The 21169-nt window shown below is 39.6% G+C and carries 29 protein-coding genes; all 29 read left to right on the top strand.

All coding sequences use genetic code 11. The annotated features are described in order from the left end of the window. The coding region (locus EX191_RS20565) for a hypothetical protein (RefSeq protein WP_193448381.1) at positions 1 to 672 on the top strand (672 nt) is incomplete at its 5' end. Between the two features lie 584 nt (positions 673 to 1256). Next, positions 1257 to 1607 (top strand): hypothetical protein, encoded by a 351-nt coding sequence (locus EX191_RS20570; protein WP_038152015.1) that lies wholly within the window; start codon positions 1257 to 1259, stop codon positions 1605 to 1607. A 1224-nt stretch (positions 1608 to 2831) separates the two neighbouring features. Next, entirely contained in the window at positions 2832 to 3254 is a 423-nt protein-coding gene (locus EX191_RS20585) for a GNAT family N-acetyltransferase (protein WP_193448383.1), read from the top strand. Positions 3255 to 3387: 133 nt separating this feature from the next. Beyond that, positions 3388 to 4155, top strand: coding sequence for a DUF4365 domain-containing protein (locus tag EX191_RS20595; protein ID WP_053084256.1), 768 nt, complete (start codon positions 3388 to 3390; stop codon positions 4153 to 4155). 139 nt (positions 4156 to 4294) lie between these two features. Then, positions 4295 to 4603, top strand: coding sequence for a hypothetical protein (locus EX191_RS20605; protein WP_130273647.1), 309 nt, complete (start codon positions 4295 to 4297; stop codon positions 4601 to 4603). Positions 4604 to 4789: 186 nt separating this feature from the next. Further along, positions 4790 to 5698 carry an Imm49 family immunity protein gene (locus EX191_RS20615; RefSeq protein ID WP_193448385.1) on the top strand — a complete coding sequence of 303 codons (909 nt, stop codon included), beginning with the start codon at positions 4790 to 4792 and terminating at the stop codon, positions 5696 to 5698. A 208-nt stretch (positions 5699 to 5906) separates the two neighbouring features. After that, positions 5907 to 6797, top strand: a complete 891-nt coding sequence (locus tag EX191_RS20625; RefSeq protein ID WP_193448387.1) for a hypothetical protein — start codon at positions 5907 to 5909, stop codon at positions 6795 to 6797. Between the two features lie 241 nt (positions 6798 to 7038). Beyond that, positions 7039 to 7494, top strand: a complete 456-nt coding sequence (locus tag EX191_RS20630) for a hypothetical protein (protein ID WP_069536192.1) — start codon at positions 7039 to 7041, stop codon at positions 7492 to 7494. 10 nt (positions 7495 to 7504) lie between these two features. Then, positions 7505 to 8047, top strand: coding sequence for a toll/interleukin-1 receptor domain-containing protein (locus tag EX191_RS20635; RefSeq protein WP_069536193.1), 543 nt, complete (start codon positions 7505 to 7507; stop codon positions 8045 to 8047). 149 nt (positions 8048 to 8196) lie between these two features. Then, entirely contained in the window at positions 8197 to 8475 is a 279-nt protein-coding gene (locus tag EX191_RS20640) for a hypothetical protein (protein ID WP_020840791.1), read from the top strand. Between the two features lie 135 nt (positions 8476 to 8610). Then, positions 8611 to 8946, top strand: coding sequence for a TonB family protein (locus EX191_RS20650; protein WP_145473815.1), 336 nt, complete (start codon positions 8611 to 8613; stop codon positions 8944 to 8946). Positions 8947 to 9086: 140 nt separating this feature from the next. Next, positions 9087 to 9596 (top strand): hypothetical protein, encoded by a 510-nt coding sequence (locus EX191_RS20660; RefSeq protein ID WP_140314176.1) that lies wholly within the window; start codon positions 9087 to 9089, stop codon positions 9594 to 9596. A 134-nt stretch (positions 9597 to 9730) separates the two neighbouring features. Continuing rightward, positions 9731 to 10207 carry a GNAT family N-acetyltransferase gene (locus EX191_RS20665; protein ID WP_048626497.1) on the top strand — a complete coding sequence of 159 codons (477 nt, stop codon included), beginning with the start codon at positions 9731 to 9733 and terminating at the stop codon, positions 10205 to 10207. Between the two features lie 151 nt (positions 10208 to 10358). Beyond that, positions 10359 to 10853 (top strand): GNAT family N-acetyltransferase, encoded by a 495-nt coding sequence (locus EX191_RS20670; RefSeq protein ID WP_048626495.1) that lies wholly within the window; start codon positions 10359 to 10361, stop codon positions 10851 to 10853. A 105-nt stretch (positions 10854 to 10958) separates the two neighbouring features. Continuing rightward, on the top strand, positions 10959 to 11468 hold the full coding sequence (locus tag EX191_RS20675; protein ID WP_193448389.1) for a ClbS/DfsB family four-helix bundle protein: 510 nt from the start codon (positions 10959 to 10961) through the stop codon (positions 11466 to 11468). A 654-nt stretch (positions 11469 to 12122) separates the two neighbouring features. Beyond that, a complete protein-coding gene (locus EX191_RS20685) occupies positions 12123 to 12590 on the top strand; it encodes an Sbal_3080 family lipoprotein (RefSeq protein ID WP_048626493.1) in 468 nt (155 codons plus the stop codon). A gap of 304 nt (positions 12591 to 12894) precedes the next feature. Further along, entirely contained in the window at positions 12895 to 13491 is a 597-nt protein-coding gene (locus EX191_RS20690) for a glutathione S-transferase family protein (RefSeq protein WP_193448390.1), read from the top strand. 146 nt (positions 13492 to 13637) lie between these two features. Beyond that, complete coding sequence (locus EX191_RS20700; protein ID WP_164666856.1) at positions 13638 to 14159, top strand: GNAT family N-acetyltransferase; 522 nt, start codon at positions 13638 to 13640, stop codon at positions 14157 to 14159. 104 nt (positions 14160 to 14263) lie between these two features. Continuing rightward, positions 14264 to 14665 (top strand): putative signal transducing protein, encoded by a 402-nt coding sequence (locus tag EX191_RS20705; protein WP_193448391.1) that lies wholly within the window; start codon positions 14264 to 14266, stop codon positions 14663 to 14665. Between the two features lie 141 nt (positions 14666 to 14806). Then, a complete protein-coding gene (locus EX191_RS20710; RefSeq protein WP_193448392.1) occupies positions 14807 to 15415 on the top strand; it encodes a pyridoxamine 5'-phosphate oxidase family protein in 609 nt (202 codons plus the stop codon). Positions 15416 to 15679: 264 nt separating this feature from the next. Continuing rightward, a complete protein-coding gene (locus tag EX191_RS20715; protein ID WP_195806550.1) occupies positions 15680 to 15988 on the top strand; it encodes an RDD family protein in 309 nt (102 codons plus the stop codon). A gap of 449 nt (positions 15989 to 16437) precedes the next feature. Beyond that, entirely contained in the window at positions 16438 to 17109 is a 672-nt protein-coding gene (locus EX191_RS20720; protein ID WP_193448393.1) for an alanine--tRNA ligase-related protein, read from the top strand. A 113-nt stretch (positions 17110 to 17222) separates the two neighbouring features. Further along, a complete protein-coding gene (locus EX191_RS20725; RefSeq protein WP_193448394.1) occupies positions 17223 to 17510 on the top strand; it encodes a putative quinol monooxygenase in 288 nt (95 codons plus the stop codon). 144 nt (positions 17511 to 17654) lie between these two features. Beyond that, positions 17655 to 17951, top strand: a complete 297-nt coding sequence (locus tag EX191_RS20730; protein ID WP_176320614.1) for an antibiotic biosynthesis monooxygenase family protein — start codon at positions 17655 to 17657, stop codon at positions 17949 to 17951. An 81-nt stretch (positions 17952 to 18032) separates the two neighbouring features. Continuing rightward, a complete protein-coding gene (locus EX191_RS20735; protein WP_193448395.1) occupies positions 18033 to 18638 on the top strand; it encodes an SDR family oxidoreductase in 606 nt (201 codons plus the stop codon). Between the two features lie 97 nt (positions 18639 to 18735). Next, on the top strand, positions 18736 to 19089 hold the full coding sequence (locus tag EX191_RS20740; RefSeq protein ID WP_193448396.1) for a DUF1428 domain-containing protein: 354 nt from the start codon (positions 18736 to 18738) through the stop codon (positions 19087 to 19089). Between the two features lie 298 nt (positions 19090 to 19387). Further along, complete coding sequence (locus tag EX191_RS20745) at positions 19388 to 20014, top strand: LysE family translocator (RefSeq protein WP_193448397.1); 627 nt, start codon at positions 19388 to 19390, stop codon at positions 20012 to 20014. Between the two features lie 169 nt (positions 20015 to 20183). After that, complete coding sequence (locus EX191_RS20750) at positions 20184 to 20648, top strand: DUF2846 domain-containing protein (protein WP_005377099.1); 465 nt, start codon at positions 20184 to 20186, stop codon at positions 20646 to 20648. A 158-nt stretch (positions 20649 to 20806) separates the two neighbouring features. Continuing rightward, the gene (locus EX191_RS20755) at positions 20807 to 21148 is read left to right on the top strand and encodes a hypothetical protein (protein ID WP_114324199.1); all 342 of its coding nucleotides are present in this window, start codon (positions 20807 to 20809) and stop codon (positions 21146 to 21148) included. Positions 21149 to 21169 lie beyond the last annotated feature (21 nt).

Below are 21169 nucleotides of genomic sequence, written 5' to 3' on the forward strand. Positions count from 1 at the left end.
GCTATTCGTCGGCAGCGTCAGATGTGTATAAGAGACAGCATTTATATATCTAAAACAACACCAATGAGAACAGTAAATTATAATACTACAAGGCAAGATATAGATAAGTTTCTAGCCCACAACAAAACCTGGAATAAAGCGATTAATGACATTCTTTTTACACTTGATGAAAAAGACTTTATTGAGTTCGAAGTATATAACCCTCTAAATGTACTCGGCTTTATAAATGATTTATGTGTTGAGGGGAAATCTGAACGATTACCCTATGCTGTTGTTAGAGTTACTCGCGAAAGTGGGCGAGTAGACAATTACTATGGACTCTTGCTTTGTGAAGAGGAAACTTCTCCCCCTTCTCCACTCGAAGCAATTCTAAAATCCTACCCAGATAAGGACACGTTCAGAAGCAGGAGTGTTGTAAATACGATTACTGAATATGACGAGAAGTTATCCTCGTACTTAGGACTGTCTTATGGATTTATTCATGAAAATGAAAGCAAAGTATTTTCTCCAGATAAAGGGTTATGGTTAGATTCTGATCTAGAGAACGTAAACACAATGAATCATTTCGTCCATTCAAATATAGAGTTTGTTCGAGAGGTAGGGAACCTTTACAAAAAATGGGAAATAGGGATCGGTAATGGCACAAATATGGTTGTAATCAACAAGGCATAACAAAGCATTTAAGAGTGATTCGCAACGCTTGGCGTTTTCGCTTTGCTCAAGTATAACCAAGCGCTGCTCACACCTTAATGCGGCGTTAGTTGCCAACGAGAAAATCGCAGCTAAAACAGAGTGTTTAGGTCTAATCGTTCGTGTGCTTTGCTCGATTCTGCACTTTGAACTTCGGGCTCATGGCTCGCGGAATTGAGCTTCGATCTTTTCTTAGTTTGGTTTGCCGTTTCAGAAGCCGATTTACTTGTTGAAAGTCAGCTTTGTGGCATTGTTTCTCCAAAAGGTCTTTTGATGTTGTCAGTTCGTTTTCTACGGCGTTGCGTGTTCCAAGTGGTTTCAGTGACAAACGTTTTGAAACTACGCCTGATTTGAGTTTCCCAACATACGTAAAGCAAGTGTTGGCAAAGCGGTAACTAACTTCAAATCAAAGCTTTAGGTTTGGCAACTAACAAAGCATTCAAGAGGGATTCACAACGCTTGGCAGTTTTGGTTTGAATTAGCTTAAGTGTTTACGGCACAGTGGTTTAGGTTAGGTGGTGGCGTTGTTCACCCCTTAACGCGGCGTTATGCTCTAGGAGGTAATTTTGCTCGATTTATTCAAAAAAGTGCTTCTAATTAACCTCTCAGCGGCTCTTATTGTTATCGCTCTAGCTCAGTTTGTTCCATTCTTTGCTACGACTCAGTTGGTCGACTTTCTTTTCTTTGTTGTCATCGTCATATGGGTTTTGGCTAAGCTAATGTGGGAAGGTGGTATTCATAGTAAGACGACTCGGTTAGATGACCCTAGAACAGACAAAGTCTACAGAATGGTAGAAGGGCATGATTTTCAAAAAGACGAACGCGAGCACTATCGAATGAACTACCAGACAGGTTTAGTTTTCTTTATAGCTGGTCTGCCAGCGTTTATAGCTTGTTTAGTCCTTCAATTTCTTTGAGCACGAGCATAACAAACTGTTCAAGAGGGATTCGCAACGCGTGGCATTTTTACTATGCGTTGATTTTAGTGATTAAGGTGGTATGCGGTGGCTTCGGTATAGCGTTGCTCACCCCTTAACAGAGCGTTAGTTTGCAAGAGGAAAAACGCAGCTATATCGCAAGATCTAGTGGTAAAAGCTCAAAGTTTAAGTTGTCGTATTGGCTTTCAATTTCAGTGTTAGCTGGCGTGGTGAAAATCCCAAATTGTTATCATTGCAACGGTTGATTTGTTCTTTGGTGTGGCGACTTTTGGGTTAACTGCGTTGAGCTTTTTTGCTGAAACTCTGCTCGTTGAGTTTGTTGGTACAAAAGCCGATTTACTCGCTGAAATGACGTTTTCTCTGGTGTGGTAAGTTCATGTGGTTTCAGTGGCTTTGTTGAAAGTCCGTATTGTGAGATTGGTTTTCCAAAAGCGCTTTTTGGTGTTGTGAATTCGTTTTCTGCGGCGTTGTTTGTTCCACGTGGTTTCATTGACTAGCCGCTTTTAGACTACGCCTGACTAAAGTGCATCAAAGCACATAAAGTTTGTTGTTTGCAAAGTTTAAAATAACTTAAAATCAACGCTTTGGGTTTGCAAACTAACAAACTGCTCAAGAGGGATTCACAACGCGTGGCATTTTTACTATGCGTTGAATTTAGTGATTAAGGTGGTTTGCGGCGGCTTTTGTATTGCGTTGCTCACCCCTTAGCAGGGCGTTAACTGGCGCAGAAAATATGAAAGCACAATGATACAGTTTCTAGGTTCAGAGATTTAGCGTGTTCGGTCGGTTTCCTTAGCTGAGCTAATGTGACTAATTTCAGTTTGATACTTAAGTTTACTGATGTGAAAGGCGGCACAAAGCCTTCTAATAATATGAGGCATTCGCAATTAGTCCGGCATACTTACATCGCCGAAGTATGGTGTTGTGAGACGCATTTCAAACTAAAGATAAACGGTAATTTTTTGGTTAAATACATATTTGGGTTAGCTTTGCTAATCATTAATTAGCAAAATGAGCTTTGGCGAAAGTGGCGAAAGTGGCTGAAAGAACGGCGAAAACTGAAAGGCGCTCAGTTAACAAACTGTTCAAGAGGGATTCGCAACGCGTGGCATTTTCACTATGCGTTGGCTTAAGTGATTAAGGTGGTATGCGGCAGCATCGGTATTGCGTTGCTCACCCCTTAACAGGGCGTTAGGAGATTCAATGGTTTCGTATCAACAAACAGAAGATTTATCAGCTTCGGCTAATATTACTTACGTAAATATGCGCTCATACTACGATCATTATTCTGTTGATTGGGATTGCTTAAAAATTGAAGAACAAATCCATGATTTAACCAATTTCGATATCCTGTTCAATGGTGAGGTTGTTGGAGCAATTCGTTTGGTATTTGATAGCTACGGTTGTTATATCCGTGAGTTGCAAATCAGCGAGAAACACCAAAATAAAGGTATTGGTGCGTTAGCACTTTCTGAATGTGAAAGGCTAGCAATTGAATCAGGCGCTAATCGACTAAGGTTACGTGTATTTAAAATCAGCCCAGCTTTCCATCTCTATAAAAGAGTTGGGTTTGTGGTTGATAACGCTGATGATCGATTTTACAGTATGTCGAGAACAATCTCCTAACAAACAGTTCAAGAGGGATTCAGCACGCGGGGCATTTTTGGTATGCAGTAGTTTCTGTGTTGAAGTGCCATGCGGAAACTTGGTCATTGCGTGCTTCACCCCTTAACTAGGCGTTAGGCTAATAGGAGTAAATTTGAAATATACAGAAGATAAGGCAACTGGCGACGCTGGAGAATATTTGTTCGCATATACAGTATCAAGCGTCTTGGAATGGCCTTGCCGGTTGCTTGATATAGATATAGGTATCGATGCTCAAGTTGAAGTTTTAGATGATAATAGACAAAGTATGGGGCAGTTTTTTGCTGTTCAAGTTAAAGCAACTAAAAATGTTGATAAATCAAAAATATCTGTAGAAGACAAACATATTGAGTATTGGGATAGTCTTGAGACACCAGTGATAATCGCATTTGTAAATCTAGCTAAAAAGAAAGTGTATGTACGGTCTTTTGATGACTTCAAAGAAAGTAAAACACTTCACTTTAGGGATGAACATGAATTAACTCATGCGTGTATAAAAGAAAAATTAAGGATGTTGGTATACTCAAAAGTGACGAATAAAATACAGGTGAAACTCGAATGTATTGATGATGATATAGATAATTTACTTTCGGACCTAACCAGTGAGCGTGTTCACGAAATTGAAGATTGTGATTATTACATTGGGCTTATAAATGATTTTAAAAAAATAGAGCTTGAGTTACATAAAGTAAAAGTGTCATTGAGTCCTATACATTCTATTGTAGGCGACTGTAATTACAATATTGTGTTGAACAATTATATGCACGCAAGAGAGAGTTATATCCGCTTCTTATATGCATGGGACTTTCATATACATGACCATTCAGCAGTAAATACATTTGAGAATGAATATGTAGGACAATACGCTTATCTTGAGCTTTAGCCTAACAATCTGTTTAAGAGCGATTCGCAACGCTTGGCATTTTTGCTATGCGTTGCGTTTTGTGTTTAAGGTGGTATGCAGCGGCTTCGGTATAGCGTTGCTCACACCTTAACAGGGCGTTATGCTCAAAGAGAAAGCGATGAAATTGTTTGAAAAGGTCATTATTAAAAGTGCGCTCGATACTCTTTCGATTGACTGGGAAACTATTGTTAATAGTGTCGATCTTAATCAGCAGATTTATTTTACCGGTGCTGGATATTTTTTGACGCTAAAGTCCCGTTCAATACCCATAAACAGACATGTTGTTTCAGAACCTGTATTTGTAGGAAAGTTAGGCAATGTTGATGTTGGGTTTATCGTAATAATTGAAAACAACGAACTGACGCTTGAATGCTATACCTATGGTGACACGATTACCGCTCAAGATAGGGATAACAAGTTTCGGTGAACTCGTGAAGAATAAGCATAACAAACTGTTCAAGAGGGATTCGCAACGCGTGGCGTTTTCACTATGCGTTGGTTTTAGTGTTTAAGGTGGCATGCGGCAGCTTCGGTATTGCATTGCTCACCCCTTAACAGGGCGTTATACGCCAGAGTTCTCCTCGTGCTAGATAAAATATAAATTGAGTAATAAATGACGATACAAAAATACTCGCCAATCAACTACGATGGCTCTCGGAAAGTATTCAAAGATGAGTCAGCAAACATTGCGGCTTTGACAGATATCATCACACGCAGGTTGGCGCAAAGTGAAGAGTGGAATTATGTCAACCCAGGAGATTTAGGGTTTGAAATCTACACCAAAACGTTATATCTGAATCTAGCTGACATTGACAGTGCATTGCACTCTCTTGTCGCTTGGCAATATTTTGACTCAAAAAGTATTGAATATGCCTTACTGGAGGGTGGCGAAAAGATTACGATTTCGTTACCAAACAAAAAGGTGTCATTTAGCTTTCACACTGGCAAGGATTACCGTGGGATTGAAGGTAACGATCTAACGGTATCAACATGGCGCTCCTTGTTGTGCGAAGATTTTGATAGCGCAAGACGCTTCGTTGAAATCGTGGATCACCCGCAAATTGAGTGGCAAAGTGAGTCTGATAAGATTTTACTCAAGATGCTCGGATGCGTTTTTGGCTTGACTGATGGCGAGCCTACGGATTTGATTCAGGAGTACGTCAGCCTTAGTGCTTCCGAGCCGGTGAATCACGGTGAACCTGATGCTGTCACCTACCTTCATTTACCAATGATCGATGTGATAATGAAAGTATTTGGTGGCGCTGATGAAAAAACCTACCAAAAGGCAATGTACTCGGCAGTTCAAAATCACCATGAATATTGGAGCCAGCCACGTTTGAATGATTCAAGACACGGCTATTTCTCCATGCAACTGACCACCCAGGCCAAAGTCGCCTTTGCAAGGCATGGTTACTGCGTTGGTTTTGAGACTGACTACGTACCAGAGGCGTTCTGTAACCAACCGCTACCCACGTTGAGCTATGATTTTTTAAATAAATACACAGCACAAGAACATGACTAAACGGTATTACCTCTTCTAGTTTGCGTATAACAAACTGTTTAAGAGTGATTCGCAACGCTTGGCATTTTCGCTATGCGTTGCGTTTAGTGTTTAAGGTGGTTTGCTGCGGCTTCGGTATTGCGTTGCTCACACCTTAACAGGGCGTTATGTGCATTAAGGTCAAATTATTACTAGACTTAAACGTCCTGAGTAATTAATGGAGTGCCACATGAACATACGAATATTCAGCATAATTACATTTTCAATGGTAAGTATTGGCTGCTCATCCAGTAAGTTGGATGACACATACGTAGGCACCTCTGATATTCACTATAGGCAGTTGGGAGAAACGAACTTTGTATCGTCGCTACACTATAAAAAACCTGATAAAAATACATGTCTTCAAAAAGGTGATCATCTAGATATCAGATTTGATACGCAGGTATTTTATAGTGCATTTGAGGGGTGGGCTGAGAATCTATCGGAAGGCTCTTTTTTAGGTATTGGTGATGATAGGAACGATACAAATGAAATTGGAGTTTTCTTAACTATTGAGGAGTTACCTCGGAAGTCTGCGTCTACAGAGGCATTTATTAGTGAAAAAACGGAAACAAACTCAACAAAAATCCAAGATCGTATGATCTATTCTTCTTTTAGTCGTAAGTCTAGTCATCCACTAAATATGACTAATAAATTGGTGTACTCAAGCAAATATAGTGGCGCTGATTTGTTATTAAAAATTGAAGTGCGTGAGTTTGATAAAGACAACGGAGAGGGGGTGACTGAGGTTATTAAATTACTCTCGGAAGAGGCTTCTAAGTATACTCAAATAGCTAACCCTCTCATTGGAGATTTCCTTGATGATATGGGGCATGCTGCAAAAAATGGGTTATATAAAGATGATGTAATTGCGGCTTATGAAGTAGAGCTTGTGTCTTGTGGTAGTTATTCGGTCGATAAGCAGCTTTATTTGGCTGAAGGACAGTTATTGTTCTTAAGACATTCTCAAAAATCAGATTTCCAACGAAAGAAAAATTTAGTTTGGGATGAAGAAGAACACCGTATTAAAGGAAATAAGTCGAATGCTTTTACATCATTTTGGGTGTATAAACGTCAATAGTATTAGCTGAATAATGTTGACACCGTGGTTTTAGGGCTTTGTTGTTAAGTTTTAATCGAATTAACACACATAACAAGGCGTTTAAGGCAGATTCCCAACGCTTGGCGTTTTGCATTCAAAGTTGGTTTTAGTGTTTACGGTGTAAGGGTTTAGGTTAGGTGGCTGGCGTTGCTCACTACTTAACGCGGCGTTAGGTGAGCCCGCATAGGTTTTAGTTTTTAGCATAAGGTTGATTACATTTATGACAGAGCGAGAAAATAACCAATATCTTAATATTGGAGTTGAGTCTGCGCCTATTCAGACTCATTTGGGCATAATACAAAATGTCATCCAAAGGATGGCTGCTAATAGCTCAGCTTGCAAAGCTTGGTGTGTTACCCTAGTTTCTGCGATATTAGTGATAGTTGCAGATAAAGGGAAACCCGATTTCACTTATATTGCGTTTCTTCCAACGGCAGTCTTTCTTGCGCTAGATGCTTATTACTTAGCTTTAGAGAAAGCTTTTAGGCAATCATACAATGATTTTGTGAAAAAATTGCATGAAGAGAAGTTGACGCAAGAAGATTTGTATTCAGTGTTGCCTAAAGGCAATCTTTCCAGTTTGCAAATCCAGTCATTGAAATCCTTTTCTGTGTGGGGATTTTACATATCTATTGTTGTACTAATTTATATAACAAAAATAATAGCTATAGGTTAAGGTATTTTTCATGGTTCAGTTTACAACGTTTAATGACCTTAAAAGGTTTAACACAAACCTACAGTCTAACTCTCAGGCTATATTGAAAGCCTCTAGGACTAAAAGTCATAAAGATACATTCTTATCTCATTCATCAAAAGATGCAGAATATTTACCAGGGGTTATTGAGCTGCTAGAAAATCATGGTGCTTCAGTTTATTGTGATTTAGGTGATGACAGAATGCCTGAAACACCCAACCCCGAAACAGCTCTAATAATAAAAAATCAGATCAAAGAAAGTCGAAAACTCGTAGTATTTGTTACAACTAATAGTAAAGACTCCAAGTGGGTTCCTTGGGAGTTAGGTATCGGTGACGCAAGTTTATCAATGTCTAATGTTGCTTTATTACCTGCTGCAACCACAAGTTATGAGCAATCTTGGGCAAAACAAGAGTATTTGGGTATTTATCGTCATATTGTTTGGGGAAAAATGCAAGGTGATACCAGAGAATCATGGTTAGTTTATAACTACCACGACAACACGGCTACAAAGTTAAGTGATTGGCTTCGATAAAGAGCTCACCTAACAAACTGTTTAAGAGTGATTCGCAACGCGTGGCATTTTTACTATGCGTTGCGTTTAGGCGACATGAGATAAACGATAGAGTAGTGATAGTATCTTGGCGTGCATCTAGCTTCAGTTAACGGAAAAGGAGGGGGTTAATGAATGGTAAAGCATTTGATAATTGGCAAAAATCGCGAAAGAAAGGATGTTTAAATTGGCTTTTCAGAACAACTTTCGTCACAGCCATTTTGTACATGATTTTTAATGTTATTTTCCTGTATCCATCTTCTGATGCGGCAAGCATTACGATTTTCTTATCGGATAATGCTCTTAATTACTCAATTTACACGATCGGGATGTTTTTCGCATTTTGGGCTATTTGGCTATACAACGAGTCTTCGTATGAGAAAGAAGTTAAACGTAGAAATGTCGCCTAACAAACTGTTCAAGAGGGATTCGCAACGCGTGGCATTTTTACTATGCGTTGATTTTAGTGATTAAGGTGGTTTGCGGCAGCTTCGGTATTGCGTTGCTCACCCCTTAACAGGGCGTTATGTTGTCAAAGATTAAGTATGAAGATTTTAATAGTATTTACAGCGACATTATTGTCTGGTTGCGCTGGTTTAATTGAAAGTGCTAGTTCCCCAAATTATCAAGAACACAAAGCTCGGGACAGTGTATCGCCTAGGAATCATAAAGGTTCAAGGAAAAACAAATTAGTCGGTACTGTTGTACTCACGTTTAATATTAGTAGTCAGGGTGATGTGATTGACATAATGGTTACTGATTCTGTGCCTAAAGGAGTGTTCGATGCTGAAGCAGTGCGAATATTATCAAAACGGAAGTATGCGCCTTCCGAAAAAGGGGAAACTGGCCCTAAAAAAGCTAAGTTCGAGTTTAAAATTTGACACATAACAAACTGCTCAAGAGGGATTCGCAACGCGTGGCATTTTTGCTATGCGTTGATTTTAGTGATTAAGGTGGTTTGCGGCGGCTTTTGTATTGCGTTGCTCACCCCTTTGCAGGGCGTTATAACTCAGAGGTGGCTATGTCAGAAAAATGGCATGAAATAGAGCAAATTTTAACTGATTTACTTGGGGACTTAACCATATCCGTTTCTGTTCTCAAGGACTATGAATCGAAAGATTTTCTAAAAGCACCGAAGAATCTAGTAAAGAGGCAGTGTATTTGGAGGTTATGTACTTTTTCATTAGTGATAAATTGCTGCAAATATGTAGAACTGAATACGAAGTACGGCAAAGAATTTAAAGAATTAATTCCTGAACATAATGCGGTTAGGGGGAAATTCAATGAAGCAATCAAAAAGAATCGAGCAATCAATAAACTAAGAAATCACTGTGTTGCCCACGTTAGCGACAAAACCGTACATCTTTCACCTGATGAAGTTCAGCGAGAAATTATAGAAATGTTTGGTGGGCAACATGCCGATGAATTTCTTGATTGGGTTTGCCCAGATAATATAGAAAGTACAATCAAAACTGATAGCTTGGTAGGCGTTATTGAATTACTTAGGGATGCAGTGTCATCCAAGTTATAACAAACAATTTAAGAGTGATTCAGCACGCTTGGCATTTTTGGTTTGGTTTTAGTTTAGTGTTTACGGCTGTCAAATTGAGTGTTGTGGTAGCGTGCTTCACACCTTAATTGGGCGTTATACGATTAAGGAGAGAAATGAAGCCTGATTTACACGGAAGTAGAATTGTTTTGAGGTCAATTCAAACGAATGATTCTGATGATTTGTTTGAAATTTATGGTGATATTCAAACAATGGAATTTGCCTCAGACCCAGTTTTTACATCGAAAGATCTGATAGTTCAGATGCTAGAAAGCGTCGCCCGACTAGAGAAATCAGGTGAATCGTTGGAATGGGCGATTATGGATCAAGCGACAAACAAGGTTATTGGAACCTGCGGCTTACATAGCTTTAGTGATAACGGTGATTCCTGTGAAGTCGGATGCTTACTAAATTCATCGTACTGGCGACAAGGGTATATGTCGGAAGCTCTTAGTTTATTATTTTCTCACGCTCAATCTTTGGGTATTGAAAGATTGTATGCAGATATTGATGAGGGTAACTTTCGGTCTCAAGCTTTGTTTAATAAGCTAGGTTTCAAAGCTAAAAACGGTCAGTTTCAGCGCTTGGTGTGAGGCATCGTATAACAAACTGTTTAAGAGTGATTCACAACGCGTGGCATTTTTACCATGCGTTGATTTTAGTGATTTAGGTGGTGTGCGGAAGCTTCGGTATTGCGTTGCTCACCCCTTAACAGGGCGTTATGTGCTTATGAGGAAAATTGACATGGAAGTGATAGAGGCCAATCCTGATTTGGCCCCAATATTAGCGAGTTATGCGAAAGAATGCCTAGAATCGGGTATTCCAAAATATTTGGGTGTGGAGCAAGATCCGACAGCTTATTTGTCAGGTTTGGTCGAGCGTTCAAAGGTAATCTCCGAGTTACCAAAGGGATATTTACCAAGCACAACTTACTACTGTGTATCGAACTCCGAAATTTTAGGTGCAATCCGAGTTCGCAAAGGTACTAATGCCAACGTAGAAAATGTCATTGGTCATATTGGCTACGAAACTAGGCCGTCAGCTCGTGGTAAGGGTGTAGCCTCATTTCTGCTTGCTTGGGTGCGAGACCATGTTGTCACTGATTCAGTTATTGTTACTTGCTCAATTGACAATCCCGCATCTCAAAAGGTCATCGAAAACTGTGGTGGTGAATACCTCGGTAACTACACAGATGACAGTGAGGGTACGGTAAGGCGCTACCGTTTAGCACGCACATAACAAAGCATTCAAGAGTGATTCGCAACGCTTGGCAGTTTCGCTTCGCTCAAGTATAGCCAAGCGTCGCTCACACCTTAATGCGGCGTTATGTGAATGGAGGTCAAAATGTCTTCTGTGCCAAGAAATAAGGATGAATTGGAGTTGGCTATAAACTCAATATTTCCGAAACTCATGGCTGACTATCGTTCAATTCCGGAAAGCAAAGCTCGCAAACCTGGAATAGAGGGAAACGTCAAAGGTACAGTCATTAGCGTTAGTGATACAGTGGCTTACTTGATTGGTTGGGGAAAACTCGTTCTTAAATGGCATCACTTAAGATCTCAAAACCAACATGTTGATTTCCCGGAAACTGGTTATAAATGGAACCAATTAGGCTCACTCGCTGAAAGCTTCCACGAAGAGTACTGTGAGTGGAAATATGATGATTTACTCTTTGAGCTTGAGTCTACAGTTAACGAGATACTTTTACTCATTTCAAGCTTAAGTGACCATGATTTGTATGGTGTTGCGTGGTATGAACAATGGACTTTTGGGCGCATGATTCAGTTTAATACGTCATCACCTATGAAAAATATGCGTACAAAAGTTCGGCGTTTCAATCGAGAATTCACATAACAAACTGTTTAAGAGTGATTTGCAACGCGTGGCATTTTTACTATGCGTTGCGTCTAGTGTTTAAGATGGTATGCGGTGGCTTTGGTATTGCGTTGCTCACCCCTTAACAGGGCGTTAGTTGGCTAACGAAGCAAAACGTACCTAAAGAAGAATGTTTAGGGCTAAAGTCCGTGTGTATTTGCTAGGTTTTCTTATTTCCATCTCTAGTTATTTGAGGTTGTGAAAATCGTGCTTTGGTTTCTTGTGTGGTTTGGATCTTCTGTTTCAGAAGCCGCTTTGTTTGTTGAAAGTCAGCTCTGTAACACCGTCTGTCTAAAAGAGCTTTTTTGTGTTGTTATTCCGTTTTCTAAGGCGTTTTGAGTTCCAAGTGGTTTCAGTGACAAGTGCTTTGAAAATGCACCTGATTTGAGTCTTTCAAAGCGCATAAAGCCAGTGTTGGCAAAGCGGCAATCAACATCACATCAAAGCTTTAGGTTTGGCAACTAACAAAGTATTCACGAGGGATTAACAATGCTTGGCCGTTTTGGTTTGAATCAGCTTTAGTGTTTACGGCACAGTAGCTTAGTTTAGGGGGCGTTGTTCACCCCTTAACGCGGCGTTATGCAGCCACTTGAAATTCATTTACAATTATAGATTTATTAAAAGAGATGTAAAATGTACAAGAAACTAATCATTCTTAGCTTGCCTATTCTACTGGCGGCATGCGCAGCGCCAAAATATACAGTTGAAGCTATTTCGGAAGAGAACCAGAGCAAGGAAATTACTATTGTAAAAGATGACGCCACACGAGATGTTTTCTTGGACTCGGTACAAGAATGGTGTTTGGATACAGCACATAAATGTACGGTTGTAAGTGATGGAACTCTTCCTAAGAGCTCTGAACTTACGTTGACTTATGTATCGCGCTGGAGTTGGGACTTTAGAACGTTTATTGCAGATGCCCAAGTTAAGGCATATAAAAACAGCGAAAAAGTTGGCGAAGTAGAGTTCAAGGCGCCAAATAGTGCCAATTCAGATAAGTGGGGAAATGACAATAAAAGAATCATCGCGATGATGGATTTACTGTTTGGGAAACAGTCGGTTAATGAAGCTCAGTTCAAAATTAAATCGGGCGAAATGTAGCGACGTAACAAACTGTTCAAGAATGATTCAGCAGGCGTGGCATTTTTGTTTTGTGGTGTTTTGCAGCATTTGGTTTATGGATTTACTCATTTATTAAGCCGTTGAACTTAGTGTTTAAAGAGCGCTTCGAACCTAATTAGCTATTTGTATAACAAAGCATTTAAGAGTGATTCCCAACGCTTGGTATTTTCAGTTCGAGGTTGGGTTTCGTGTTTAAGGCAAAATCGTTTAGTTTGGGTGGTAGCGTAGTTCGAGCTTTAACTGCGCGTTATGCGCTTTTACGAATTGAAACATGGAGAGTTTAATGGTTGTATATGGAGATTTGCAGTCAGGTAACTGCTTAAAAGTAAAATTACTATTGTCATTCCTTGGCATTGAGCACCAATGGAAATACGTTAATATCTTAGATAACGAGACTAAAACAACAGAATTTTTAGCCCTCAATCCAAATGGTAAAATCCCGACAGTCGTTTTAGATGACGGTCGAGTACTCTGTGAGTCCAATGCAATATTGGGGTACTTTGCAGAAGATACACCTTATCTACCTAAGGACAGTTATCAAAAAGCAAAAATGTACGAATGGCTTTTCTTTGAGCAATACTCACATGAGCCTTATATTGCAGTGGCGCGTTTTATTCAGAAGTATCACGGTATGCCGGAGCACCGTCTAGAAGAATATAAATCACTACAATCAGGCGGCCATAAAGCATTACAAATCATGGAGCTACAGCTGTCAAAAACTAAGTTCTTAGTTGGTGATAATATTTCTATTGCTGATATCGCACTATATGCTTATACCCATGTCGCAGATGAGGGTGGTTTTAACCTAGAAACTTACCCAAATATCGAGCGTTGGATTGGGGTAATTCGCAAGTTGGACGGTTATGTAGGTATGTATTAACCACGCGTATAACATAGCGTTTAAGATAGATTCGCAATGCGTGGCATTTTAACTGTACGTTGAGCTCAGTGATTAAGGCGGTATGCGGGAGTTTCGGTATTGTGTTGATCACCCTTTAACAGGTCATTAGCCCTCAAAGGTCAAATATGGATATTTACCCAGAAATAGAGTTATCTAAAGCGCAGCATAATGCAATTGAGGCTCTGAGAAACAAGTCGTTTCCTGAACATCAGGTTGCTCGTTCTTACTATAAGCAACTCCCGCATATGAGAGTTCTGAAGTACGAAGGTGATCAGTTAGTTGGTTATATGGGATTAGACTACAGAGCTGTTCGCGTTGGTGATGAAATTTATAAAGTATTAGGTGTGAGTGACTTTTGTGTCGAGAGCACAGTTCAAAGACAAGGTATTGGTACAACAATGTTGTCTCAACTCAGCGAGTATGCGTCAACTAAAGATGTCGACTTCATCATTTTAGTCTCCGATTTGGATCGTTTTTATGTGGCTAATGGTTATGTGCGCCTTAACTCTCTAAGTTCTTGGTTGCGAGTTCATGAACATAAAAATTACGGTGTTGCTATAGAGCAAGTCGATGATTTATATGTTAAACCTATCAGCGGCAAAACTTGGGCTGTTGGTCATATAGATTGGTTAGGGTATATGTACTAGTCTGTAGTGGGTTAATAAACTGTTTGAAAAGAAACGCTACACGTGGCACTTTCAATTCGCGTAGCTTATACCTTACGAGAGCGTTTTTCCACAAGGAGTAATATGTGATTGTTGTAACAAGGTTTTCTTTTCCTCATGAAGCTCATATTGCGAGAGCAAGCCTAGATAGTATCGGAATAGAAAGTTACATCGCTGACGAGCACACGGTGAATACTCAGTGGCTTTATTCAAATGCAATGGGCGGCGTTCGTCTGATGGTGGCCAAAAGTGATGCAGAAGACGCGAAACAAATACTTAGCAGTGATTTCTCAGAATCATTAGAAAATGAACTTGCCGTTGATGAAGGAAAAGATGTTTGCCCTAACTGTGGTAGTAAAGAGCTATATACATTTACAAAAGGTAAGCGTCCAGCTTTCTTAGTCTTTATTTTACTGGGTTTTCCATTGTTCTTTTACAAGCATGGTTATAAGTGTAAGCAGTGTGGGGAGTTCAGTGAAAAACTTTAAGCCGTTAGATAACAAAGCGTTGAAGAGGTAATTTGCACGCGTAGCATTTTTACTTTGCGTTAGGTTGAGTGACTATGCAGAAGTCAGAGTTCTTCTTACTTCCAAGCAAAGCATTATACGATAGTGAAGGGACAGCATTGAATGAGTGAAATTAAAACAATAGAGCAGTTAAAAGAAATTTACGCAGAGCCAAGTGCGAGAGCTAAAAATAAAGCGTTGCCTGCCCTGGATGTTCATGCGATTACATTAATTAATAATTGCCATTTTGCAGTTCTAAGTACCGCCGATACTCAAGGCTATATCGATCTCTCTCCGAAAGGAGGGGAGCCTGGCTTCGTAAAAGTTTTAGATGAATCAACATTGTTGCTCCCAGATAGCTCGGGGAATAATCGTATAGATAGTCTAAAAAATATCATTAGTAACCCCAAAGTTGGGTTGTTATTGATGGTAAATGGTATTGATGAAGTACTCCGTATTAAAGGAATTGCAAGTATTCACACAGACTCCAAATTGATATCTGCTTGCCCCGATGGAAGTAAAGATCCTAAGGTTGTTATCAAAATAGTCATCGAGAGTATGTACTTCCATTGTGCGAAAGCTGTGATGAGAGGGAAACTTTGGTCTGATGACTATAAAGTCAATCGCTCAATTCTACCTTCATTAGCTCAAATCTTTAAAGATCAACAAAAGTTAGAAAATAAAGCGCTTAATCAAGAAGAGATGTTGAAATATTACCAATCCAGCCTTTAGAGCGAGTGTAGTAAAGTATTTAAAAGGGAGAAAAATGCTTGGCTCTTTAGGTTTGACCTGCTTTACGGCACTATGGATTAGGTTTGGTGGGGATGTTATTCAACCCATAACGTTACTCCACAAATAAACAATTGTTAGTCCAAATTTTAAAATGAAAAATGTAGAAAACTTTACTCTAGAAAATTACGTTTTGGCTAGTCCGGGAATTAGGTGTGTTGGACAAATGATTGACTTTTTGTCAGTTTTAGCATTTTTACACTCGTTTTGTGGGGCGGCTTAGAAATCGGTATTGAAAAGGAACTTGTTCGCGCTACAGCAGTAACAGCGGCTGTATCGTATTACCTTTTTTCTGATAGTTTCCCAAATGGTCAAAGTGTGGGCAAAAAACTTTTGGGCATTGCAGTTATAAGTGCAAGAACGGGTAAAAGGTGCAATATTTTTCAGTCACTTTTTAGAAATATTATTACTCCATTCTTCGGTTTTATTGACTCAATTTTCATTCTTGGTAAAAAGAGGCAACGGCTCGGTGATATGTTAGTGAGAACAGTGGTGGTAGTTCACCAGCTTGTTTAAAAATTGACAGCGCTGGGGGTTTGGGTTCAAGTCGGGCTTTGTTTTCAGGGTGGAACAGCTTCGCTTAGGTGGTGGCGTTGCTCACACCTCAATTCGGTGTTAGGCAATCAGAATCAGTACGTAATTATGAATAAAGAGCATTCCGAAGCTTTCATTTTGGAGATTGATAAGATTTTAGCCCTGAGCGGTTTCAAGTTTATCAAATCTAGACGAGTATGGCAGCGGTGGGAAGTGAATGGAGTCGTATCAGATTCCGTAATTTATGGGTTGTTAGCTAACCCTCTGGATAGCGCTTAATATCCAGCCTTAAAAGCATCTAATAGGTACGCATGAATATGGCCTGCTCGTGCTCTATACCCAGCTTTACACTTGACGTTGAGGTTTCTCGGATTGACTTGGTAGACACTAAATGTACTATCAAGGACAGGACTTACTGCAAGGATAGCAGCATGAGCGAAAAATTATTCTGGGTTAATCCCTACCAAACAGAACTTAACTCAAGAGTGACCAATGTAGACGGAAATAAAGTTGAATTGGACCAGACTATCTTCTTTGCGGAGTCTGGAGGACAAGAGAGTGATAAAGGAACGATTAATGGTATTCCGGTTTTGATTGCTCAAAAGTTAGGTGTTCGACTTATTTACACATTGGAATCCTCTCCAAATTTTACTCTTGGTGACACTGTAACTACGTGTATTGATTGGAAGCGTAGATACGCCTTAATGAAGCTACACTTTGCTGCCGAAGTGGTGCTCGAGATGTTTTATCAGCGTCGAGAAGACATTGTTAAGATAGGCGCGCATATTTCTGAAAATAAGAGTCGCATAGATTTCGAGTGGTCAGAAAATATTGGCCCGCTATTGAAAGAAATTGAAACTGATGTGCAAGATTTGATTAACTCTGATTCAGTTATTGTTAGTGACTTTTCCGATCAAGAGAGTGAAAGAAGGTATTGGAGAGTGGATGGGTTTGCGCAAGTACCTTGCGGTGGCACTCATTTAAAGCGCACATCAGAAGTCGGCCAAATTCAATTAAAACGCAAGAACATCGGTAAAGGCAAAGAAAGGGTTGAGATAACCTTATGCTCGCAAGTCGATAGGGCATTAAAAATAGATTCCTAACACGTGGCATTTCAATTCATGGTGAGATTCACATTTGAGATATGATTGTTGAGATTGAGGGCGTGTTGGCTACTTCTTAATGCAACGCTACACGATAGGGGCGAGAGGATGATATGTCGAAGGTAGCATTGAAAGGCTTTATTTTAGTTCCGGAAAAGGATTTAGAATTAGTAAAACATGAGTTAATAACTCACAAAAGGCTCACGTTAGAAGAGCCGGGCTGCCTTACTTTTCTTGTAACTCAAAGCCCGACTAATCCTTTTCGTTTTGATGTCTATGAGGAGTTCGTCGACAAAGCCTCTTTTAAACAACATCAGGAAAGAGTTCAAGCCTCACATTGGGGAAAAGTAACAGCCAATGTTAAACGTCAATACGAAATCTTTGGATGTGTGCATGACTAATCGAATCGGAGTGATTTAGAGCGTTTACGCTTTGTTTTTTTAGGTTGCTCTACGCTCTACTATGTTGCTTTATTCATCTATTCACCTGGCTTAGTGTTCTTGATACTTTGCCGTATTAAATTTAGAAATTTTAATGGAAGTGTTATGTTTAGAGTTGTTTACGAATGGCGTGTGCCAAGTGAAAAAATGGATGAGTTTCAAAATATATGGCGTTCGACGACAGATTCAATTCATCAGTCAGTAGATGGGGCGTTTGGTAGTTTTATGCTTCGTTCTTACGATGTACCGGAAAAGGTTTTAACTATTGCCAAGTGGCGAACACGTGAAGACTGGGAGCGGTTTTGGGGAACTAGTAACCCAGAAAAAATGAAGAAGATGAGTGAAATTGCAGAGCGTATTTCAGTTGAACCATTTGATGAAATTGAAGATAGAACTAAGTAGAGCAATAGAAACGTTAAAGTGATGCCTAATGAACAGTTTGGCGGACAATATGAAAGACAACCTTAACCAAGGAATAGGGTTATGCAGATTTTAATTGTTGGAGGTAGCAAGGGTCTAGGAAGGTTCTTGGCTACGAACTTACAGGGTACAGAAACTTATACTATTTCTAGATCAAAGCTAGTTGAGGATGGAGTCGCTTCTGTTCGTCTTGATGTTAGTCCGGAGAAAAAACCAGATTACACGTGCTTCAAAGGTGTAAAGTTTGACATCATAGTTTATTTGGCGTCGATGTGGGGAGAGTCTTCAAAATTGACAACAAACGAACTGATTGAGTTTATGAATGTTGGCCCGATTGGGTATCTTAATTTAGTCAATGAACTTAACGCATTAGGCTCACTTAACGATAAATGCAATATTGTATCTATTGGTTCTACAGCAGAGCTTTCAGAAAATAGTGAATACCCTGCATTCAGCCTCAGTAAAAGATTACTCAAAGATATTTCTAGCCAGCTTCAAAACGTTTATCGTGATTACCGCTTTACTCACTTTACAATAGGTGGGATCGGGCATGCTGAAGATGAACGTATTGAGTATTCGAGTGTTTTGGAAATTATAAATACGCTAACCAAGCTTGATCCAAACACATACCTTTCAAATATGTATATCAAGTCCAAGCTAGGAATGTAGCCCTAAAACCGTATTACGTGTCTTCCTCTATGATATGGTGCCATGTGCACTCTTTTTATTGAGCTATGGTTATAACTCTAATGAAAGGAGTTTACTTATGTCATACATTGATGGGTTTGTCGCTGCAGTACCGACAGCGAATAAAGAAAAGTATATCGCACACGCAAAAATAGCAGCAGAAATGTTCAGGGAGTTTGGGGCCTTAAAGGTTGTTGAGACGTGGGGGAGCGAAGTACCAGATGGTGAGATCACATCATTTCCCATGGCAGTTAAAGCTGAAAGCAACGAAAGCGTTGTGTTTTCGTGGGTAGTCTGGCCTTCAAAAGAAGTTCGGGACTCAGGGTGGCAGCGGATCATGGGTGATCCTCGAATGAGTCCTGAGAACAACCCAATGCCCTTTGATGGAAAGCGTCTCATTTATGGTGGATTTGATGTTATTTTGGAGCAGTAAAATACCAGAGAGTCCCAGCTTGATTCGTGACACTTGGCGCGTTAATCAGGATTACGCTTCTGATGTACATTATTCCGCGATAAGCGTTGATAAAACTCCATGTGGAGGCTTAGAGTAAAAATGGAAGGGATAAATTATTCACTGATTGTCGTATCAGCTATAGCTAGCCCCGAGCCTGCGATGGCAGGCACGTTAATGAACTACGGTCAACGCCTTGATAACCAAAGGAAACCTAGACGTTGCATTACTTATAGTTCGATGAGATGTTATCCCGCAAGACGTTAATTTGGAGAAAAGAATGGATTCAAACTCACTATTATTATTTGTTGTCGCTTGTCTCGCTATCAACATGATTCCTGGACCAGATGTAATTTATATTGTTTCCAATACAATGAAAGGTAGATTATCTGCTGGGCTGAAAGCGGCTCTGGGGCTTGGTGTTGGTTACTTTTTTCATACACTAGCGGCATGTTTAGGTTTGTCAGCAATAATTCTGAGTTCATCTTTGGCTTTTAGCGTTGTTAAATGGTTAGGGGCCGCTTACCTAGTTTATTTAGGTGTTCAGTCATTACTGTCCATGTGGCGTGGAGAAAGTAAAATCGTTGAAAACAAAAATGTTGATAATAATAAAAATGTGTTTGTTCAGGGGGTTATTGTCAGCGTCTTGAATCCAAAAGTAGCGTTATTCTTCCTGTCATTTCTGCCTCAATTTATTGATACGTCTGCAAGCTCAACATCAATGCAATTATTAGTACTTGGCTTGCTGTTCAGCGCACTTGCGACGACATGTAACGTTTTGTACGCATCTGTGGGTAATTGGGTATTTAGTCGTTCACACTCTCAGCGTTACTCTAGAACTCTTGAAGGTGTTTCGGGTATTCTGCTTATCAGTCTAGCGAGTAAAGTGGCATTTAGTGATCGTTAGATACAGGGCATTTTATTCTCGTGATTTTTATATGGCTAATGTTTGCTCAACCTATACGTAAAATGAGTGCTATTGCATAGGTTGAATCACAAATTTCATAAATACCAATAAGTGAACGTATTTATTTATAGTATGGTTGGCGCGATTTTATCGTAGCTAGGTTAATAACATGAAAAATAAAGTAATTCTGTGTTCCGCATTCCTTTTGGGTTTGTCAGGTTGTGCTTCTGTTCCTACTGTTGATTCGACAGTATCAAATCAAATGAAATCATTTGAAGCACCTCAAAAGGGGAACGCAGGGATTTACATTTATCGAGAAGATGCTTTTGTCGGAGCAGCGCTTAAAAAGTATGTTTACGTCGATGGGGAATGTATTGGTGAAACAGCTCCTGGTGTATTCTTCTACCATGAGGTCGAAGGCAATAAAGAACATCAAGTAAGTACAGAGTCTGAGTTTTCTGAAAATCACTTAACTATCTTAACGGAAGAGGGCCGTAATTATTTCGTTAATCAATACATTAAAATGGGTGTATTTGTTGGTGGTGCGGGCGTAGAACTCGTGGACGAAAGCAAAGGTAAAGCAGAAGTACTAAAAGTAGACATGGCAGAAAAAGGAAACTGTTCTTCGATCTAGTTTAACTGACTGATTTTACATTTAAAAGTACTTAAAAAAACACAACTCAGCGCTTGACATGAAAAGTTCAACGTTGGGTTGCGTTTTTATGGCCAACAGTTTTTACTTGGTGTTGTTATTGGTAATACATAAGCGTAAATCAGCAACAAGGATGTGTAATGAAAAATAAAATGTGGATCTTCGCAATTATCTTGCTCATTGGTGGGCCTTCACTATTGCCATTTAGTCTGGAAGTTATTTCTATCATCGAGTTATTTGGGCTGTTGGGGTTGTGGACGGTTTATTCATCCTATGCTGAGTATTTGATCAAGCATCCTCGGCTCAAAAGAGGCGCATATTTAGCTACATGTTGGGATCTTCAACCTCAAATATTATTCTCATTTCGTGATATTAAAGTATTCCCACCGCTGATATTTCATATGTTTCCTGTTCAAAGTGTGTTGGTTTGGTCTTTAATTTTTACCTTTTCGGGCGGTGTTATTTGCCATTACGTAATTTGATCTAACCCATTGTTCAAAGCA

The sequence above is a fragment of the Vibrio chemaguriensis genome, assembly GCF_012275705.1.
GTDB lineage: Bacteria > Pseudomonadota > Gammaproteobacteria > Enterobacterales > Vibrionaceae > Vibrio > Vibrio diabolicus.

Excerpts from the sequence above, each read along its gene's own strand:
- EX191_RS20605 (WP_130273647.1), top strand. The coding sequence starts at position 4,295 with ATGAAATTGTTTGAAAAGGTCATTATTAAAAGTGCGCTCGATACTCTT.
- EX191_RS20675 (WP_193448389.1), top strand. The coding sequence starts at position 10,959 with ATGTCTTCTGTGCCAAGAAATAAGGATGAATTGGAGTTGGCTATAAAC.
- EX191_RS20670 (WP_048626495.1), top strand. The coding sequence starts at position 10,359 with ATGGAAGTGATAGAGGCCAATCCTGATTTGGCCCCAATATTAGCGAGT.
- EX191_RS20750 (WP_005377099.1), top strand. The coding sequence starts at position 20,184 with ATGAAAAATAAAGTAATTCTGTGTTCCGCATTCCTTTTGGGTTTGTCA.
- EX191_RS20650 (WP_145473815.1), top strand. The coding sequence starts at position 8,611 with ATGAAGATTTTAATAGTATTTACAGCGACATTATTGTCTGGTTGCGCT.
- EX191_RS20640 (WP_020840791.1), top strand. The coding sequence starts at position 8,197 with ATGAATGGTAAAGCATTTGATAATTGGCAAAAATCGCGAAAGAAAGGA.
- EX191_RS20720 (WP_193448393.1), top strand. The coding sequence starts at position 16,438 with ATGAGCGAAAAATTATTCTGGGTTAATCCCTACCAAACAGAACTTAAC.
- EX191_RS20685 (WP_048626493.1), top strand. The coding sequence starts at position 12,123 with ATGTACAAGAAACTAATCATTCTTAGCTTGCCTATTCTACTGGCGGCA.
- EX191_RS20635 (WP_069536193.1), top strand. The coding sequence starts at position 7,505 with ATGGTTCAGTTTACAACGTTTAATGACCTTAAAAGGTTTAACACAAAC.
- EX191_RS20665 (WP_048626497.1), top strand. The coding sequence starts at position 9,731 with ATGAAGCCTGATTTACACGGAAGTAGAATTGTTTTGAGGTCAATTCAA.
- EX191_RS20745 (WP_193448397.1), top strand. The coding sequence starts at position 19,388 with ATGGATTCAAACTCACTATTATTATTTGTTGTCGCTTGTCTCGCTATC.
- EX191_RS20700 (WP_164666856.1), top strand. The coding sequence starts at position 13,638 with ATGGATATTTACCCAGAAATAGAGTTATCTAAAGCGCAGCATAATGCA.
- EX191_RS20730 (WP_176320614.1), top strand. The coding sequence starts at position 17,655 with ATGTTTAGAGTTGTTTACGAATGGCGTGTGCCAAGTGAAAAAATGGAT.
- EX191_RS20615 (WP_193448385.1), top strand. The coding sequence starts at position 4,790 with ATGACGATACAAAAATACTCGCCAATCAACTACGATGGCTCTCGGAAA.
- EX191_RS20585 (WP_193448383.1), top strand. The coding sequence starts at position 2,832 with ATGGTTTCGTATCAACAAACAGAAGATTTATCAGCTTCGGCTAATATT.
- EX191_RS20660 (WP_140314176.1), top strand. The coding sequence starts at position 9,087 with ATGTCAGAAAAATGGCATGAAATAGAGCAAATTTTAACTGATTTACTT.
- EX191_RS20710 (WP_193448392.1), top strand. The coding sequence starts at position 14,807 with ATGAGTGAAATTAAAACAATAGAGCAGTTAAAAGAAATTTACGCAGAG.
- EX191_RS20740 (WP_193448396.1), top strand. The coding sequence starts at position 18,736 with ATGTCATACATTGATGGGTTTGTCGCTGCAGTACCGACAGCGAATAAA.
- EX191_RS20725 (WP_193448394.1), top strand. The coding sequence starts at position 17,223 with ATGTCGAAGGTAGCATTGAAAGGCTTTATTTTAGTTCCGGAAAAGGAT.
- EX191_RS20630 (WP_069536192.1), top strand. The coding sequence starts at position 7,039 with ATGACAGAGCGAGAAAATAACCAATATCTTAATATTGGAGTTGAGTCT.
- EX191_RS20625 (WP_193448387.1), top strand. The coding sequence starts at position 5,907 with ATGAACATACGAATATTCAGCATAATTACATTTTCAATGGTAAGTATT.
- EX191_RS20735 (WP_193448395.1), top strand. The coding sequence starts at position 18,033 with ATGCAGATTTTAATTGTTGGAGGTAGCAAGGGTCTAGGAAGGTTCTTG.
- EX191_RS20755 (WP_114324199.1), top strand. The coding sequence starts at position 20,807 with ATGAAAAATAAAATGTGGATCTTCGCAATTATCTTGCTCATTGGTGGG.
- EX191_RS20690 (WP_193448390.1), top strand. The coding sequence starts at position 12,895 with ATGGTTGTATATGGAGATTTGCAGTCAGGTAACTGCTTAAAAGTAAAA.